The organism is Streptomyces sp. NPDC030995, from assembly GCF_055571215.1.
Genome location: NZ_JBVIFS010000001.1, coordinates 509,009 through 524,773 on the forward strand (window position 1 = coordinate 509,009; position 15,765 = coordinate 524,773).

A 15,765-nucleotide genomic window follows, 5' to 3' on the forward strand; every position below is an offset into this window, starting at 1 on the left:
CACATGCTGCTCGAAGTCCGCGACCTGCACGTGGAATTCAAGACGCGCGACGGTGTCGCGAAGGCGGTCAACGGCGTCGACTACTCGGTGGACGAGGGCGAGACGCTCGCCGTGCTCGGCGAGTCCGGTTCCGGCAAGTCGGTCACCGCCCAGGCGGTGATGGGAATCCTGGACGTGCCGCCCGGCCGGATCACGGGCGGCGAGGTCCTCTTCAAGGGCCGGGACCTGCTGAAGATGAAGGAGGAGGAGCGGCGGAAGATCCGCGGCGCCGACATGGCGATGATCTTCCAGGACGCGCTCTCCTCCCTGAACCCGGTGCTGAGCGTGGGCGCGCAGCTCGGCGAGATGTACGAGGTCCACCGCGGGATGTCCCGCAAGGACGCCAAGGCCAAGGCGGTCGAGCTGATGGACCGGGTGAAGATCCCGGCGGCGAAGCAGCGGGTGGGGGACTACCCGCACCAGTTCTCGGGCGGCATGCGCCAGCGCATCATGATCGCCATGGCGCTGGCCCTGGAGCCCTCGCTGATCATCGCGGACGAGCCGACCACCGCACTGGACGTCACCGTCCAGGCCCAGGTGATGGACCTGCTGGCCGAGCTCCAGCGCGAGCTGAACATGGGCCTCATCCTGATCACCCACGACCTGGGCGTGGTCGCGGACGTCGCCGACAAGATCGCCGTCATGTACGCCGGCCGGATCGTCGAGGCGGCCCCCGTCCACGAGATCTACAAGGCGCCCGCGCACCCGTACACGCGCGGCCTGCTGGATTCCATCCCGCGCCTGGACCAGAAGGGCCAGGAGCTGTACGCCATCAAGGGCCTGCCGCCGAACCTGCTGGCCATCCCGCCCGGCTGCGCCTTCAACCCGCGCTGCCCGATGGCGCAGGCCGTCTGCCGGGCCGAGGTCCCCCCGCTCGCGCAGGTCGCCGAGGAGCGCACCAGCGCCTGCTTCTTCTGGAAGGAGTGCCTCCATGGCTGAGTCCCTTCTGGAAGTGAAGGACCTGGTCAAGCACTACCCGATGACCCGGGGCATCCTGTTCAAGAAGCAGGTCGGCGCGGTCAAGGCCGTCGACGGGGTCTCCTTCGACCTGCGCGCCGGCGAGACCCTGGGCATCGTCGGAGAGTCCGGCTGCGGGAAGTCGACCGTGGCCAAGATGCTGGTCAACCTGGAACGCCCGACGGCGGGTTCGATCTCGTACAAGGGCGAGGACATCACCAAGCTGTCGGGGCGCGCCCTGAAGGCGGTGCGCCGCAACATCCAGATGGTGTTCCAGGATCCGTACACCTCTCTGAACCCGCGGATGACGGTCGGCGACATCATCGGCGAGCCGTACGAGATCCACCCCGAGGTCGCCCCGAAGGGCGACCGGCGGCGCAAGGTCCAGGAACTGCTCGACGTGGTGGGCCTGAACCCCGAATACATCAACCGCTACCCGCACCAGTTCTCCGGCGGCCAGCGCCAGCGCATCGGCATCGCCCGGGGCCTGGCCCTCCAGCCCGAGATCATCGTCGCCGACGAGCCGGTCTCCGCGCTGGACGTCTCCGTCCAGGCGCAGGTGATCAACCTCCTGGAGCGCCTCCAGGGCGACTTCAACCTGTCCTACGTCTTCATCGCGCACGACCTCTCGATCGTCCGGCACATCTCCGACCGGGTCGGCGTCATGTACCTCGGCCGGATCGTCGAGATCGGCACCGACACCCAGATCTACGACCACCCGACCCACCCCTACACCCAGGCCCTGCTGTCGGCCGTCCCGGTCCCCGACCCGGAAGCCCGAGCCCACCGCGAGCGGATCATCCTCACCGGCGACGTGCCGTCCCCGGCCAACCCGCCGTCGGGCTGCCCCTTCCGCACCCGCTGCTGGAAGGCGCAGCCGCGCTGCACGACCGAGGTGCCGCTGCTCGCGGTCCCGGCGGTCTTCCCGACGGGTCCGGCGGCGCACCCGTCGGCCTGTCATTTCGCGGCGGAGAAGCAGGTGGTCCCGCCGTCGCAGCCCCCGCCGCCGTCGACTCCCCTCACGAAGGATTAGCGGACGGCCGATCATTTCCGGCCACCCCGCATATGTCCGGTACGGAACCGGCAGCTGGCCCGCCAACGCGGTTTACACGGGGGCAACTTGACCGTTTCTGCCCCGAGATCTGGGGCATGCAGCCTGGGTGTCGTGCGGCCGTGCGGGTGCCGACAGCCGGCCGGGGAGGCGTACAGCCCCTCCGGCCGGCCTCCCCGTGACCCCACTCGTGCGCGCCATGCGCCCCTCGTGCTGCTGGATTTCGACCGATGCGCTGGTACGGAAAGTTATGATCCGTAGCGCACGGTGGGTATGACTCTGCCGAGCACGAATACGCGTACTGATGTGTCCGCTCGACATGGAGGTGAAACGCCGTGGCACTCTCGATCTCCGCCGTGGTGCTGCTGGGCGTCATCGTCTTCCTGCTGGTCCGCAGGTCGGGCCTGAAGGCGGGGCATGCGGTGGTCTGTGTGCTCCTCGGCTTCTACCTGGCGAGCTCCACCGTGGCGCCGACCCTCAGTCAGCTCACCAACAACGTGGCGACCATGATCAGCGGCCTCAAGTTCTAGGGGGCCCGGAGTCCGGCCCGGCCGGCGGAGCACCCCCTACGCTAGGGCCCATGAACGGTCTTCCCGCCCGTCGTCTGCTCCTCGTGCACGCGCACCCCGACGACGAGTCGATCAACAACGGCGCCACCATGGCCAAGTACGCGGCCGAGGGCGTCCACGTCGCGTTGGTGACCTGCACCCTGGGCGAGGAGGGCGAGGTCATCCCGCCCGGGCTCGCCCACCTGGCCGCCGATCGCGAGGACGCGCTCGGCGCCCACCGCGTCGGCGAGCTCGCGGCCGCCATGGCCGAACTGGGCGTCCACGACCACCGGTTCCTCGGCGGCCCCGGCCGCTTCCGGGACTCCGGGATGATGGGCGCCCCGCAGAACCACCGCCCGGAGGCCTTCTGGTCCGCCGATGTGGACGAGGCCGCCGCGTACCTCGTGGAGGTGATCCGGGAGCTGCGCCCGCAGGTGCTCGTCACCTACGACCCCGACGGCGGGTACGGGCACCCCGACCACATCCAGGCCCACCGGGTCGCCATGCGCGGCGCCGAACTGGCCGCCGAGACCGCGTACCGGCGCGACCTCGGCGAGCCCCACGAGATCGGGAAGATCTACTGGAACCGCGTCCCGCTCTCGGTGGTCGAGGAGGGCTTCGGCCGGCTGCGCGCCGCCGGGGGCACGGTCCCCTTCCCGGGGCTGGCCTCGCCGAAGGACGTGCCGGGGGTGGTCGACGACGAGCGGATCACCGCCGAGATCGACGCCGATGAGGCCTTCGTGGCGGCGAAGGCGGCCGCCATGCGCGCCCACGCCACCCAGATCGCCGTGGACGGGCCCTTCTTCGCCCTCTCCAACGACCTGGCGCAGCCGCTGTTCGCCCGCGAGTACTACGAACTGGTCGCGGGCCGGCCCGGCGCCCCGGCGGGGACGCGCGAACACGACCTCTTCGCGGGGGTGCGGGCGTGACCGGCGCACTGACGGCGGGCCGGATCGCCGCCTGCCTGGGCCTGCTGATCGTGGGCGCGCTGACCGGAGCGGCCGGCTGGCTGGTGGTGGACCTGTGGTTCCCCGGCGGTCTGCTGCTCGCGCTGCTGGCCCTCTTCGGGCTGTTCCTCGGAGGCCGGATCGCCCTCGGGACCGGCCTCGGGGTGGGCGGGGCGGCTGCCGGGTGGTTCCTGTCCTACGTGATGCTCAGCGTCCCGCGGCCCGAGGGCGACTTCCTCCTCAGTTCGTCCGGAATCGGCATGTACGTCTACCTTTTGGGTGGAACGGTTCTCGCTGTGATCTGCGCCACGATGCGCGGTCCGCTGGATCGGCCGGTTTCGGCCGCGCGGCCCACCAAGTGACGTGGTGTCGGACCTCGTAGGGAGCTCGGTCCGGCGGCCTGCGAGGGGGCTCGGGGGGCGCTTCAGGGGGGTTTGGCGGGGGCTATGAGGAACCCCTGATTCCCGTCAGTCAGTTGCGTGCGGGCGGCGGCCAGTATGGTGGACGGGCCGCCGAGCTGCCCGCGCACGGTATGACGGGCGGCGGAGCCAACCGGGAGAACCTGCCTTGAGTCGTGAAACCGACAGTTCGTCCTCCGGGCCCAAGGGGCACGGTGGAGCCGCTTACCCCTCGGGGACGCCACCGTATGGAACCGGCCAGTCCCCGGCCACGACTGTGCCGCCTGGACCTGGCGCGACGACCGCTCCGGAGGAGAACCCTGTGACCTCGAAGCCGTCCACGCCCGAATCGGACGGGCCCAAGACCGAGACCACCCTGACGACCCGGATCCGGATCAACATCCCGGGTTCGCGGCCGATCCCGCCGGTGGTCGTGCGCAAGTCGATGGGCACCAACTCCGGCTCGTCCGGCTCCGGCCCGGCGGACGCCGGACCGCAGCAGGGGCCCGAGCCGACGCCCGAGCGGACCTCCGAGCCGCCGCTGCCGTCGCGCCCGAAGCCCCAGCCGACCCGGATCGAGGCAGCGCCGGAGCAGACCCGCGCCCAGGGTCCGGCCGAAGCCGAGGAGGCGGCCGCCAGCAACTGGTTCGCCCCGCGCAAGCCGGCCGCCGCCGCCCCGGCGCCCGCGCCCGCCCCGGCTCCGGCCCCCGCCCCGGCGCCGCTCCCGCCGCTCGCGCAGCGGCCCGTACCAGCCCCGGCGCCCGGCCCGACGCCGCCGCGCGTCCAGGCCCCGCTGCCGCCGGACGCGGCCTACGCGCTGCCGCGCACCCCGCCGCCGCCCGGGGAGGACTACGGCCAGGGCTACGCCCAGGCCGCCGCGCCCGCCCCGGCCCCCGCGGGCCCGCTGCCCGGCGGCCCCGGAGTCGGCTCGACCCAGGGCTTCCCGGCGTACGGGAGCGGCCGCGGCGACGGCGGCCCCAGCACCGAGGCCTTCCCGGTCTACGGCAGCCAGGCCGACGGCGGCCCCGCCGGGCCCACCGGCTTCGGAACCGGCCCGGTCGGCGGCCCCGGCGGCGGGTCCCTCGCCGAGGAGGCGCCGCGCTGGCCCGGCCCCGAGCTGGACGCCCCGGTGCCGCCGCCCGCCCCGGCCGGCCCCCGCCCCACGCCCGCCGCGCAGCAGAAGGCCGCCGCCAAGCCCGCGAAGCCGGCCAAGGCCGCCAAGCCCGCCAAGCCCGCCAAGAAGGGCCGCTCCAAGCTGGTCCTCCTCGGCGGCGGCATCGTGGCCCTCATCGGCGTGGCCTACGGCGCCGGGCTGCTCCTGAACCACTCCGACGTCCCCAAGGGCACCACCGTCCTCGGCGTCGACATCAGCGGCAGCCGCGACGAGGCCGTCTCCAAGCTCCAGACGGCCTTCGGCACCCGCGCTGCCGCCCCGATCCAGCTCAGCGTCGGCGGCAAGCAGGTCGAGCTGAAGCCCGAGAAGGCCGGCCTGACCCTGGACAGCCAGACCACCGTCCGCAACGCGGCCGGCAGCGACTACAACCCCGTCACGGTCATCGGCTCGCTCCTCGGCAACGAGCGGGCCGCCGACCCCGTGATCCCGGTCGACGAGGAGAAGCTCCAGGTCGCGCTCCAGGAGCTCGCGGGCACGTCCGGCTCGGTCACCGAGGGCACGATCAAGTTCGACACCGGCAAGCCCGTCGCCGTACCCGGCACGCCGGGCACCACCCTCGACGTGGACGCCTCCGCCGAGAAGGTCGTCCAGGCCTTCCGCGACCAGGTCGCCACCGGCCAGGCGGCCGTGGCCGACCTGCCGGTCGCCACCAAGGCGCCGACCGTCGACCAGGCCGAACTCGACCGGGCCATGAAGGAGTTCGCGGAGCCCGCGATGTCCGCCGTCGCCACGGTCAAGGTGGGCACCAAGGCCGTCCCCTTCGGCAGCAAGTCCCTGCCCAAGTTCCTCAGCATGCAGGCCGTGGACGGGCACCTCACCGAGAAGTTCGACCTGGAGGCGCTGAAGGCGGTCTACGGGAACACCTTCGACGGAATCATGATCACCCGCGGTACCGGCGCCAAGACGGCCGTCACCCCGCAGGACATCGCCGGCGCCCTCACCAAGGCCCTGCGCGGCAAGACCACGGCCGAGCGGACCGTGGTCGTCGACACCAACGCCGGCTAGCCGCCCGTCGAGCCCGTCGCCTCACGGCAGACCAGTGCCCCCGCCCGACCCCTTCAGTTCCAGGGGGCGGGCGGGGGCACTGTCACGTCCGCCGCATGACATCTGTCATCCGGCACTCACGACGCGCGACACTGCCGCGCGGGACCCCGTACGGGCGAATCGCTGTCCATGACGACGACGACCGTGACACGCACCGCGAAGCCCGCCACCGACACCGTGGTCAGCTTCGAGAACGTGACCGAGAGCTACGGCACGGTCCGGGCGGTCGACGGCCTCTCCCTCGCACTCCACCCGGGCGAGACCGTCGCGCTCCTCGGCCCCAACGGCGCCGGAAAGTCCTCCACCCTCGACCTCCTGCTCGGCCTGCGCCCCGCCGACCCCGCGCCTCACCCTCCAGCCCCGCCGGCGTTTGAGGCGCGGGGTTCGGGGCGGAGCCCCGGTCAGTTCAGCAGGGCCCGCGCGGCGGAGGCTTCGGCTCGGATGCGGGCCGCCGCGTCGGCGTCGATCGCGGACGCCACCACCGCGTACGCCTCCAGCTCGGCCGCGCCCTCCCGGAACGCGCCCCGTTCCACCAACAGCCGCGCCCGCTCGTACCGCAGCGCCGCCGGATGCGAGGGCAGCAGCAGGGACAGGTCCAGCGCCCACAGGGCGACCCCGGACTGTTCCGGGCGGATCGAGGCCCAGGCCCGGATGTTGGTCAGGATCCGCAGCACGATGTCCAGCGTCCGGGCCGGTGTCCGCGGGCCGGACGCCAGCTCCGCCGGCCCCGCGCCCAGGGACGCGCCGCCCGCGAACGGGTCCACCACCACGCCCTCCTCCGGGTCCCCGAAGCCCACCACGAAGTGCCCCGGCAGCCCGAGCCCGTACACCGGAGCCCCCGCCCGCCGGGCGACCTCCAGCCAGACGACGGACAACAGGATCGGCAGCCCGCGCCGGCGCCGCAGCACCTCGTGCAGCAGCGAGGACGACAGCCGGTCGTAGTCCGCCGGGGTGCCGTGGAAGCCGAGGCGCCCGCCCAGCAGTTCCGTCACCGCCGATGCCCACGCCCGCGAGCCCCGCAGCCCGTACGGCAGCATCCCGGCCAGCCGGTCCAGCTCGATCTGCGCCCAGTCCATGGCGCGTTCGTCCAGTTCCGGGTCGGCCTCCGCCGCCAGCATCAGGCACAGCAGCGCCAGGTCCGGCCGCTCCGACCGGGCTTCGGCCGCGAACTGCTCACGCCAGTGGGACGTCACGCCGCCGCCCGGTAGTGGTGGTACGTGTGGTGCGTCGCGAAGCCCAGCGCGTCGTACAGCCCCCGCGCCCCCGTGTTGTCCGTCTCGACCTGGAGCCACGCCGCGGAGGCGCCCTCCTCCAGGGCCCACCGGGCCATTGCGGCCATCACCGCCGTCGCCAGGCCCTCCCGCCGGTGCGCGGGATCGACCGTCACCGCCGCGAAGCCGGCCCACCGCCCGTCCACCACGCACCGCCCGATGGCCCGGCCCCCGGGCAGCGCCGCGAACCACACCGACGGCCCCTCGACCAGCATCCGCCGGGCCAGGTCCGGGTCGGTGACCTTGCCGTAGCGCCGGAGCCACTCCTCGTCCGGGACCCGGGTCAGACGTACCTCCTCGGCGGCGGGCGCGTCCACGTCGGCCACCGGCGCCAGCGCCCCGATCCACACCTCCGCCGACACCTCGGCGGCCCAGCCGCGCCGCTCCAGCTCGGCGCAGAGCAGTTCCTGCGTGCCGGCGGCCCCCGTCGCGGCCTGCACGTACGCCGGAAGTCCGCGCTCCGCGTACCAGGCGGTCACCCGCGCGAGTGCATCGTCCAGAGGTATCCCCGGATCGCCGAGCGGCAGCACCGAATTGGCCCGCCGGGTGAACCCGGAGGCCGCCCGCAGGGTCCACTCGCCCAGCGGCTCGCTCTCCAGCGGCTGCCAGGACCGCGCCGCGACCCGTGAGAGCTCCTCGAAGGAGGCCGCCGGACCCCGCCGCCGCGCCGGCGCCGGAGGCACGATCTTGCCCGCGACCAGCGAAGGTTCCGCGATGCGGACGGACTCCCCGTTCTTCTTTGTGATCAGCAGCACACCCTCGGTCCAGGATGTGAGCACCCCGACCGTGTCCGTGAACTCGGGTGATCCGCTCACTCCGGCCCCCACCCGTCGTACAGAGACTCGTTTACCCACGTCAGATGGGGTAATTCGGACCTCCAGCCGTCCACCGGCAGTGAATTCCACAGCTCTGTCCGCCCCTCCTGTTCGGATCGTGCCCGGGAACGGAGATACTAGGTGCGGGCATCGACGACGCCGCGCTCCCGCGCGATATGGAAAGCCCTACCGAGGAGGAACGAGAGCGTGACCTACGTCATCGCGGAGCCTTGTGTCGACGTCAAGGACAAGGCATGCATCGAAGAGTGCCCAGTCGACTGCATCTACGAGGGCCAGCGGTCCTTGTACATCCACCCGGACGAGTGCGTCGACTGTGGTGCGTGTGAGCCGGTCTGCCCGGTCGAGGCCATCTTCTACGAGGACGACACTCCGGAAGAATGGAAGGACTACTACAAGGCGAACGTCGAATTCTTCGACGAGCTCGGTTCGCCCGGTGGTGCCTCCAAGCTGGGCCTGATCGAGCGCGATCACCCCTTCATCGCTGCGCTGCCCGCCGGCATCAACGGCGAGCACTGACCTTTCAGGCAGTAGCGCCCCTCGGTCCCGTACGGCCTGCCCGCCGCACGGGACCGAGGTGTTTTCCGACCCGATACCGAGTACCTCGTACCCAGTACCCCGTACCTCGCACGCGCAACCAGCACTCAGAGAGAGCAGAGACCACCGTGGCCGCAGTTTCCGACCGTCTTCCCGCCTTCCCTTGGGACAAGCTGGAGCCGTACAAGGCCACGGCGGCGGCCCACGCTGACGGCATCGTCGACCTGTCGGTCGGCACCCCCGTGGACCCGGTCCCGCAGCTGATCCAGCGCGCCCTCGTCGAGGCCGCCGACTCCCCGGGATACCCCACGGTGTGGGGCACGGCCGCCCTGCGCGACGCGATCACGGGCTGGGTGCGCGGCCGCCTCGGCGCGAGCGCCGCCGGACACCGCAACGTCCTGCCCGTCGTCGGCTCCAAGGAGCTGGTGGCCTGGCTGCCGACCCAGCTGGGACTCGGCGCCGGCGACAAGGTCGCCTACCCCCGGCTCGCCTACCCGACGTACGAGGTCGGCGCGCGGCTGTGCGGCGCGGAGGCCGTCGTCTACGACGACCCGATGGAGCTCGACCCGGCCGGCGTGAAGCTGCTCTGGCTCAACTCCCCGTCCAACCCCACCGGGCAGGTCCTCGCCAAGGAGGAGCTCGTCCGGATCGTGGCCTGGGCGCGCGAGCACGGGATCCTGCTCTTCAGCGACGAGTGCTACCTGGAACTGGGCTGGGAGGCCGAGCCCGTCTCCGTCCTCCACGACGACGTGTGCGGCGGCTCGTACGAGGGCATCGTCGCCGTCCACTCCCTGTCCAAGCGGTCCAACCTGGCCGGCTACCGGGCGGCCTTCATCGCCGGTGACGCCGACGTCCTCGGCGAGCTGCTGGAGATCCGCAAGCACGGCGGCATGATGACCCCGGCCCCGGTGCAGGCCGCCACGGTGGCCGCGCTGGGCGACGACGCGCACGTCGAGGAGCAGCGCGTGCGCTACGCGGCCCGCCGCGCGGCGCTGCGCACGGCCCTGGAGGCGCACGGCTTCCGGGTCGAGCACAGCGAGGCGAGCCTCTACCTGTGGGTGACCCGCGACGAGCCCTGCTGGGAGACGGTCGCCCACCTCGCGGGCCTGGGCATCCTGGTCGCACCGGGCGACTTCTACGGCGAGGCGGGCGCGCGGTTCGTGCGCGTCGCCTTCACCGCCACCGACGAGCGCGTCGAGGCGGCGGTCAAGCGCCTCGCGGGCTGAGCCTGCCGTACATGCCCGAAGGGGCCGGGAGTTCGCGCTCCCGGCCCCTTCGGGGTTCCTGCGGTCCTACGGTGATCAGCCGAGCGGCAGGCCACCCGGCAGGCCGCCCGGCAGGCCGCCCGGCAGGCCACCGGGCAGTCCGTCGGCCAGGGGCAGCGAGCTCACCGGCAGCTCCTGCGCGGCGGGCAGCCCGGCGGGCAGGCCGCCGAGCAGGCCGCCCGCCTTGCCCGCCACGTCGGCGGCCGGGGCCGGCAGGGTCTGGGCGGCGGCGCCCGCGGTGTCCACGGCGTCGGTGGCCGTGGCCGAGGCGTCGGCGGTGTCCGGGGCGGTCAGGGCGCCCAGCTGCGGCACGGACTCCAGACCGGCGGCACTGGCCGCGCCGGCCGCACCGACCACGGGCGCTGCCCCGGCTGCGACGAGCAGCGCGGCACGGGCGATCCGGCGGGTCAGGGGGAGGGACATGTTGCTCCTAAGCGGTAGCGGCTGAGTACGCCGTGACTAACCGCTCTTGGGGCGGGTGGAGTTGCGGACCCGGTGGGTAAAGGATCGGTAACGCATCGTTTAATCGGCTTCCGCGAAAAGCGCATTGGACGGGCGCCCACCTGCGGTTCCGTCCATCCAGGGCGCCCGCGGCCCCGCGAACCGGTCACCCCCGCGCGAGTGACACCTCGTACACGGGTCCGACCCTCTAGCGGGCCAGGAAGATCCGTATCTCGCCCGGTGCGGCGTGGTGGGAGTCCACGGCGCTGCCCTTCGTGCCCGCGCCGCTGTTCTGCCAGCGGCCCCCGTCCTTGCCGGCGACCCAGCCCCGCGAGCCGTACGACACCCGGGAGATGCCCAGCTCCTTCGAATTGGCCACCGCCCAGTGGGCCATCGCCCGGCTGCGGCGCGAGGCCGCCTCGCCGCCGTCCCGCTTCTCCACCAGGGTGACCTCGGCCTCCCGGCCGGCCTCGGCCGGCTTCGCGGGCAGGGTGTGCAGGGCGTCCTTGCCGAAGATCCGCTCCAGGCCGGCCCGGACCTTCTCCGCATCGCCGGGGCCCTTGGGCGCGGGACCGCCGCAGTTCACCGAGCCGCCGCCGGCGAAGGCCGCGGTCAGTATGGTCGCGTCCGGCTCGTGCTTCGCGTACGCCTGCGGGAAACCGCTGCGCTGCACCTTCTGCGCGGCCACCGTCAGCGGCAGCCGTGAGTAGCCGGGCACGTCCACGAGGTGGTCGTAGAAGATCCCGGTCGAGTAGACCGGGTCCGTGATCTGCTCCGGGGTGCCCCAGCCCTGCGAGGGCCGCTGCTGGAAGAGGCCCAGCGAGTCCCGGTCGCCGTGGTCGAGGTTGCGCAGCGCGGACTCCTGCATGGCGGTCGCCAGCGCGATGGTCACGGCGCGGTCCGGCAGGCCCTTGGCGACGCCGACGGCGGCTATCGTCGCCGCGTTCGCCGCCTGCTCCGGGGACATCTCGTACGTCTCGGACGTCCCGTCCCGGCCCGCCGCGTCCGCGCTCGCCAGACAGAACGGGGCGCCACCACCGCCGTTCGAGGCGCGCTGCACGGCGAAGTAGCCGATCACTGCCATGAGGACGAGCAGCCCCATGGCCGTACGGAGCAGCCTGCGGCGACGAGGGCGGGGATCACGGGTCTCGGACACTGGCCCACCGTACTTGAGGCATATGACGCGTCCACCGGCCGGACGTACGAGGCCTCGCCGCAGTGCGGGGCGTTAGGGTCGGGTCCATGTCCGAATCCGAGCTGGACCTCACCCTGGACGCCGCCGAGCTGACCGCCCGGCTCGTCGACATTCCGTCCGTGAGCGGCGACGAGAAGGTACTCGCCGACCTCGTGGAACACGCGTTGCGCGGCCTGCCCCACCTCACCGTGGACCGCTTCGGCAACAACGTCGTCGCCCGTACCGACCTCGGCCGCGCCGAGCGCGTCGTACTGGCCGGGCACCTCGACACCGTGCCCATCGCCGACAACGTGCCGTCCCGCCTCGACGAGAACGACGTCCTGTGGGGATGCGGCACCACCGACATGAAGTCGGGCGTCGCCGTGCAGCTGCGCATCGCCGCGACCGTGCCCGAGCCGAACCGGGACCTCACCTTCGTCTTCTACGACCAGGAGGAGGTCGCCGCCGACCTCAACGGCCTCGGCAAGGTCGCCGAAGCCCACCCGGACTGGCTGACGGGCGACTTCGCGGTGCTGCTCGAGCCCTCCAACGCCGAGGTCGAGGGCGGCTGCCAGGGCACCCTGCGCGTGCTGCTGCGCACCGTCGGTGAGCGCGCGCACTCCGCCCGCAGCTGGATGGGCTCCAACGCCATCCACTCGGCGAGCCCGATCCTGGCCACGCTCGCGGCGTACGAGCCGCGCAGGCCGGTCATCGACGGCCTGGAGTACCGCGAGGGCCTCAACGCGGTCCGCATCGAGGGCGGCGTCGCCAACAACGTCATCCCGGACGCGTGCACGGTGACGGTCAACTTCCGCTACGCCCCGGACCGCAGCGAGGCCGACGCGCTGGCCCACGTACGGGAGGTGTTCGCGGACTGCGACATCGCCGAGTTCGTGGTCGACGACTCCTCTCCCGGCGCGCTCCCCGGCCTCTCCCACCCGGCGGCCGCGGCCTTCATGGAGGCCGTCGGCGGCCACGCCATGCCGAAGTTCGGCTGGACGGACGTCTCGCGCTTCAGCGCGCTCGGCGTCCCGGCGGTCAACTACGGCCCGGGCGACGCCCTGCTGGCGCACAAGGTCGACGAGCGGGTCGAGACGAAGGCGATCCTGCACTGCGAGGAACGACTTCGCGCCTGGCTGACGGCCTGAATTCCGCTTCCCGTCACCTTTGTGCGCCTACCCTGATCCAACGATCAGCAGGAGGGAGCACATCATGGGCAACCCCGAAGGCAACGCTCGCCGTCGGCCCGAGGAGCAGCAGCTCGGGCCGGTGCTGAGGAGGCGGGGCCAGGTGCAGGCGGGCAGTACGACGGACCAGCGGCTGCTGGATTCGGCCGGGCCCTCCGAGTGGGTGCACACCGATCCCTGGCGGGTGCTGCGCATCCAGTCGGAGTTCATCGAGGGCTTCGGCACGCTCGCCGAGCTGCCGCCCGCGATCAGCGTGTTCGGCTCCGCCCGCACCGCGCCGGGCACGCCCGAGTACGAGGCGGGCGTACGGATCGGCGGCGCGCTGGTGGACGCCGGCTTCGCGGTGATCACCGGCGGCGGTCCGGGCGCGATGGAGGCGGCCAACAAGGGCGCCCGCGAGGCCAACGGCATCTCGGTCGGCCTCGGCATCGAGCTCCCCTTCGAGCAGGGGCTCAACCAGCACGTCGATCTCGGGCTGAACTTCCGGTACTTCTTCGTCCGCAAGACGATGTTCGTGAAGTACAGCCAGGGCTTCGTCGTCCTGCCGGGCGGCCTGGGCACGCTGGACGAGCTGTTCGAGGCGCTGACCCTGGTCCAGACCCAGAAGATCACCCGCTTCCCGATCGTGCTGTTCGGCACGGAGTACTGGAGCGGGCTCGTGGACTGGCTGCGCAACACGGTGATCGCCCAGGGCAAGGCCTCGGAGAAGGACCTCTACCTGTTCCACGTCACGGACGACGTGGACGAGGCGATCGCGCTGGTGACGAAGGAAGTCGGGAAGTAGCCCCTGGGGGCACCTCCCAGCGGTAGCTGGGGGAGAAACGGTGAAAGGGTGGGGCGGGGAGCGGCTCCGCGCAGCGGCCCCCGCCCCGACCCGCTGGGCAGGCGGTGACTCAGGCCAGGCCGCGGCGGGCTACGGCCGGGGGCCGCAGGCCCTGGATGGAGCGCACCATGTCGAGGATCTGCCGGGTCTCGGCGACCTCGTGGACGCGGTAGACCTGGGCGCCCAGCCAGGCCGAGACGGCGGTTGTGGCCAAGGTGCCCAGCAGGCGCTCCTTGACCGGCTTGTCCAGGGTCTCGCCGACGAAGTCCTTGTTGGACAGGGAGACCAGGACCGGCCAGCCCGTCGCCGTCATCTCGTCCAGCCGGCGCGTGGCCTCCAGCGAGTGGCGGGTGTTCTTCCCGAAGTCGTGGCCCGGGTCGATCATGATCGCGTCCCGGCGGACACCGAGGGCGGCGGCCCGTTCGGCGAGACCGACCGTGACCTCCAGGATGTCGGCCATCACGTCCTCGTACTCGGTCCGGTGCGGCCGGGTCCGCGGCTCCACACCGCCCGCGTGGGTGCAGACCAGGCCGACGCCGTAGCGCGCCGCGACCTCCGCCAGTTTGGGGTCCACCCCGCCCCACGCGTCGTTCAGCAGGTCCGCCCCGACCTCGCACACGGCCTCGCCGACCTCGTGGCGCCACGTGTCCACGCTGATCACCACGTCCGGGTGGCGGCGCCGGACCTCGGCCACGAAGCCGACCGTACGCCGTGCCTCCTCGGCCGCGTCCACGTGCTCGCCCGGGCCCGCCTTGACCCCGCCGATGTCGATGATCGCGGCGCCCTCGGCCACCGCCTGCTCGACCCGGTCCAGTGCCGGCTCGTCGCGGAACGTCGCGCCCTGGTCGTAGAAGGAGTCCGGCGTCCGGTTCACGATGGCCATGATCACCGGCTCGTGGGTGTCGAACTCGCGCCTGCCCAGTCGCAGCATCCTGCTCTTTCCTCCTTCGGCGGCCCTTGCGCCTCGCTTGCGACCTTAACCTGGTGGCCGGAGTCTCTCAGGGGAGTTGATCGTGTTCTTCTTCTTGATGATCGCGCTGGTCGTGGTCGTGGCAGCGGTCACCCTTGCGGTGATCGGCGGCGGCTCGGAGGCCGTCCTGCCGGAAGCGGAGCCGGACCGGGTGGCGGACGTGCTGCCGGAGACCCGGCCCGTCGTACGGGCGGACATCGACGCGCTGCGGCTGCCGGTCGCGCCGCGCGGCTACCGCATGGCCGAGGTGGACGACGTACTGGAGCGGCTCGCGGCGGAACTGGCCGAGCGGGACGCGCGGATCGGGCAGCTGACGGCCGCGGTGGCCGCGGCGGCAGCGTCCACCGGGCCGTCCGACGCGGCCGGGCAGATCGACCTCACCAAGGACGGCGAGCGGTGAGCGGGCCGGTCGCCGGCCCGGACGGGCGGCTGCGCTGCCCCTGGGCGCTGTCCACGCAGGACTACGTCGACTACCACGACACCGAGTGGGGCCGCCCGGTCCACGGCGACGACGCGCTGTACGAGCGGCTGTGCCTGGAGGCCTTCCAGTCGGGGCTGTCCTGGCTGACGATCCTGCGGCGCCGCGCGGGGTTCCGAAAGGCCTTCAGCGACTTCGGGATCGCGGCGGTCGCGCAGTTCGACGAGCGGGACGCGCAGCGGCTGCTGGCCGACGAGGGGATCATCCGCAACCGGGCCAAGATCGAGGCGACCCTGGCCAACGCCAAGGTCCTCGCCGGGTGGCAGCCGGGCGAGCTGGACACCCTGATCTGGTCCCACGCCCCCGAGGAGCCCGGACCGGCCCCGCTGACGATCACCGAGGTCCCGGCGGTCACCCCGGAGTCCACAGCCCTCGCCAAGGCCCTGAAGAAGGCCGGCATCCGCTTCGTCGGCCCCACGACGGCCTACGCCCTCATGCAGGCCTGCGGGCTCGTCAACGACCACCTGGCCGCCTGCGCGTCCCGCGACCCGGCCTAGGGGTGTCTTGCCGATCGGGCCGGGCTCGGCCTGATCGGCAAGACAACCCACAAAGGGCACTCTGCTGCTGGCCCTCCGGGCCGAGGTAGCCGGAGGGGCAGTGGTCCCCCTAGTTCTCCCGCCGATTCCGG

The 15,765-nt window shown here is 72.5% G+C and carries 17 protein-coding genes and 1 pseudogene; 13 read left to right on the top strand and 5 right to left on the bottom strand.

Annotated features, from left to right (window positions below; translation table 11 throughout):
- The first annotated feature begins 3 nt into the window (after positions 1–3).
- From ACZ45T_RS02565 to ACZ45T_RS02595, 7 genes and pseudogenes are all read left to right on the top strand, one after another.
- Positions 4–978 (top strand): ABC transporter ATP-binding protein, encoded by a 975-nt coding sequence (locus tag ACZ45T_RS02565; RefSeq protein WP_468436651.1) that lies wholly within the window; start codon positions 4–6, stop codon positions 976–978.
- Positions 971–2,029 carry an ABC transporter ATP-binding protein gene (locus ACZ45T_RS02570; RefSeq protein WP_468436653.1) on the top strand — a complete coding sequence of 353 codons (1,059 nt, stop codon included), beginning with the start codon at positions 971–973 and terminating at the stop codon, positions 2,027–2,029. Before ACZ45T_RS02565 ends, ACZ45T_RS02570 begins: the two co-directional genes overlap by 8 nt.
- A gap of 353 nt (positions 2,030–2,382) precedes the next feature.
- Complete coding sequence (locus ACZ45T_RS02575; protein ID WP_468436655.1) at positions 2,383–2,577, top strand: hypothetical protein; 195 nt, start codon at positions 2,383–2,385, stop codon at positions 2,575–2,577.
- Between the two features lie 50 nt (positions 2,578–2,627).
- Complete coding sequence (gene mshB, locus ACZ45T_RS02580; protein ID WP_468436657.1) at positions 2,628–3,524, top strand: N-acetyl-1-D-myo-inositol-2-amino-2-deoxy-alpha-D-glucopyranoside deacetylase; 897 nt, start codon at positions 2,628–2,630, stop codon at positions 3,522–3,524.
- A complete protein-coding gene (locus ACZ45T_RS02585; protein ID WP_468436659.1) occupies positions 3,521–3,904 on the top strand; it encodes a DUF6113 family protein in 384 nt (127 codons plus the stop codon). The genes mshB and ACZ45T_RS02585 overlap by 4 nt, the downstream gene beginning before the upstream one ends.
- Positions 3,905–4,262: 358 nt before the next feature.
- Entirely contained in the window at positions 4,263–6,119 is a 1,857-nt protein-coding gene (locus tag ACZ45T_RS02590) for a peptidoglycan binding domain-containing protein (RefSeq protein ID WP_468436661.1), read from the top strand.
- Between the two features lie 168 nt (positions 6,120–6,287).
- A pseudogene (locus tag ACZ45T_RS02595) lies at positions 6,288–6,497 on the top strand (ATP-binding cassette domain-containing protein); the annotation flags it as partial.
- Between the two features lie 62 nt (positions 6,498–6,559).
- Here ACZ45T_RS02595 and ACZ45T_RS02600 read toward each other — a convergent pair.
- A complete protein-coding gene (locus tag ACZ45T_RS02600) occupies positions 6,560–7,351 on the bottom strand; it encodes a transglutaminase-like domain-containing protein (protein WP_468436663.1) in 792 nt (263 codons plus the stop codon).
- A complete protein-coding gene (locus tag ACZ45T_RS02605; RefSeq protein WP_468436665.1) occupies positions 7,348–8,334 on the bottom strand; it encodes a GNAT family N-acetyltransferase in 987 nt (328 codons plus the stop codon). The genes ACZ45T_RS02600 and ACZ45T_RS02605 overlap by 4 nt, the downstream gene beginning before the upstream one ends.
- Positions 8,335–8,451: 117 nt before the next feature.
- Here ACZ45T_RS02605 and fdxA point away from each other — a divergent pair, with 117 nt between their 5' ends.
- Together fdxA and dapC are read left to right on the top strand one after the other, a co-directional pair.
- Complete coding sequence (fdxA, locus tag ACZ45T_RS02610; protein WP_030713714.1) at positions 8,452–8,781, top strand: ferredoxin; 330 nt, start codon at positions 8,452–8,454, stop codon at positions 8,779–8,781.
- Positions 8,782–8,927: 146 nt separating this feature from the next.
- Positions 8,928–10,025 carry a succinyldiaminopimelate transaminase gene (gene dapC, locus ACZ45T_RS02615; protein ID WP_468436668.1) on the top strand — a complete coding sequence of 366 codons (1,098 nt, stop codon included), beginning with the start codon at positions 8,928–8,930 and terminating at the stop codon, positions 10,023–10,025.
- A gap of 75 nt (positions 10,026–10,100) precedes the next feature.
- On the opposite strand, the gene ACZ45T_RS02620 is transcribed toward dapC, so the two are convergent.
- Together ACZ45T_RS02620 and ACZ45T_RS02625 are read right to left on the bottom strand one after the other, a co-directional pair.
- A complete protein-coding gene (locus ACZ45T_RS02620; RefSeq protein ID WP_468436670.1) occupies positions 10,101–10,487 on the bottom strand; it encodes an ATP-binding protein in 387 nt (128 codons plus the stop codon).
- A gap of 226 nt (positions 10,488–10,713) precedes the next feature.
- Positions 10,714–11,661, bottom strand: coding sequence for a hypothetical protein (locus tag ACZ45T_RS02625; RefSeq protein WP_468436672.1), 948 nt, complete (start codon positions 11,659–11,661; stop codon positions 10,714–10,716).
- 86 nt (positions 11,662–11,747) lie between these two features.
- Between ACZ45T_RS02625 and dapE the strand changes: the two genes are divergently transcribed.
- Together dapE and ACZ45T_RS02635 are read left to right on the top strand one after the other, a co-directional pair.
- A complete protein-coding gene (gene dapE / locus ACZ45T_RS02630; RefSeq protein ID WP_468436674.1) occupies positions 11,748–12,827 on the top strand; it encodes a succinyl-diaminopimelate desuccinylase in 1,080 nt (359 codons plus the stop codon).
- 64 nt (positions 12,828–12,891) lie between these two features.
- Positions 12,892–13,650 carry an LOG family protein gene (locus tag ACZ45T_RS02635; RefSeq protein WP_468436676.1) on the top strand — a complete coding sequence of 253 codons (759 nt, stop codon included), beginning with the start codon at positions 12,892–12,894 and terminating at the stop codon, positions 13,648–13,650.
- A gap of 109 nt (positions 13,651–13,759) precedes the next feature.
- On the opposite strand, the gene folP is transcribed toward ACZ45T_RS02635, so the two are convergent.
- The gene (gene folP / locus ACZ45T_RS02640; protein WP_468436678.1) at positions 13,760–14,620 is read right to left on the bottom strand and encodes a dihydropteroate synthase; all 861 of its coding nucleotides are present in this window, start codon (positions 14,618–14,620) and stop codon (positions 13,760–13,762) included.
- Positions 14,621–14,696: 76 nt separating this feature from the next.
- On the opposite strand from folP, the gene ACZ45T_RS02645 reads away from it, so the two are divergent.
- Together ACZ45T_RS02645 and ACZ45T_RS02650 are read left to right on the top strand one after the other, a co-directional pair.
- The gene (locus ACZ45T_RS02645; protein ID WP_468436680.1) at positions 14,697–15,059 is read left to right on the top strand and encodes a DivIVA domain-containing protein; all 363 of its coding nucleotides are present in this window, start codon (positions 14,697–14,699) and stop codon (positions 15,057–15,059) included.
- Positions 15,056–15,634: a DNA-3-methyladenine glycosylase I gene (locus tag ACZ45T_RS02650; protein ID WP_468436682.1), complete on the top strand. Its 579-nt coding sequence runs from the start codon at positions 15,056–15,058 to the stop codon at positions 15,632–15,634. Before ACZ45T_RS02645 ends, ACZ45T_RS02650 begins: the two co-directional genes overlap by 4 nt.
- Positions 15,635–15,765 lie beyond the last annotated feature (131 nt).

Excerpts from the sequence above, each read along its gene's own strand:
- ACZ45T_RS02565 (WP_468436651.1), top strand. The coding sequence starts at position 4 with ATGCTGCTCGAAGTCCGCGACCTGCACGTGGAATTCAAGACGCGCGAC.
- ACZ45T_RS02570 (WP_468436653.1), top strand. The coding sequence starts at position 971 with ATGGCTGAGTCCCTTCTGGAAGTGAAGGACCTGGTCAAGCACTACCCG.
- mshB (WP_468436657.1), top strand. The coding sequence starts at position 2,628 with ATGAACGGTCTTCCCGCCCGTCGTCTGCTCCTCGTGCACGCGCACCCC.
- ACZ45T_RS02620 (WP_468436670.1), bottom strand. The coding sequence starts at position 10,487 with ATGTCCCTCCCCCTGACCCGCCGGATCGCCCGTGCCGCGCTGCTCGTC.
- dapE (WP_468436674.1), top strand. The coding sequence starts at position 11,748 with ATGTCCGAATCCGAGCTGGACCTCACCCTGGACGCCGCCGAGCTGACC.
- ACZ45T_RS02635 (WP_468436676.1), top strand. The coding sequence starts at position 12,892 with ATGGGCAACCCCGAAGGCAACGCTCGCCGTCGGCCCGAGGAGCAGCAG.
- folP (WP_468436678.1), bottom strand. The coding sequence starts at position 14,620 with ATGCTGCGACTGGGCAGGCGCGAGTTCGACACCCACGAGCCGGTGATC.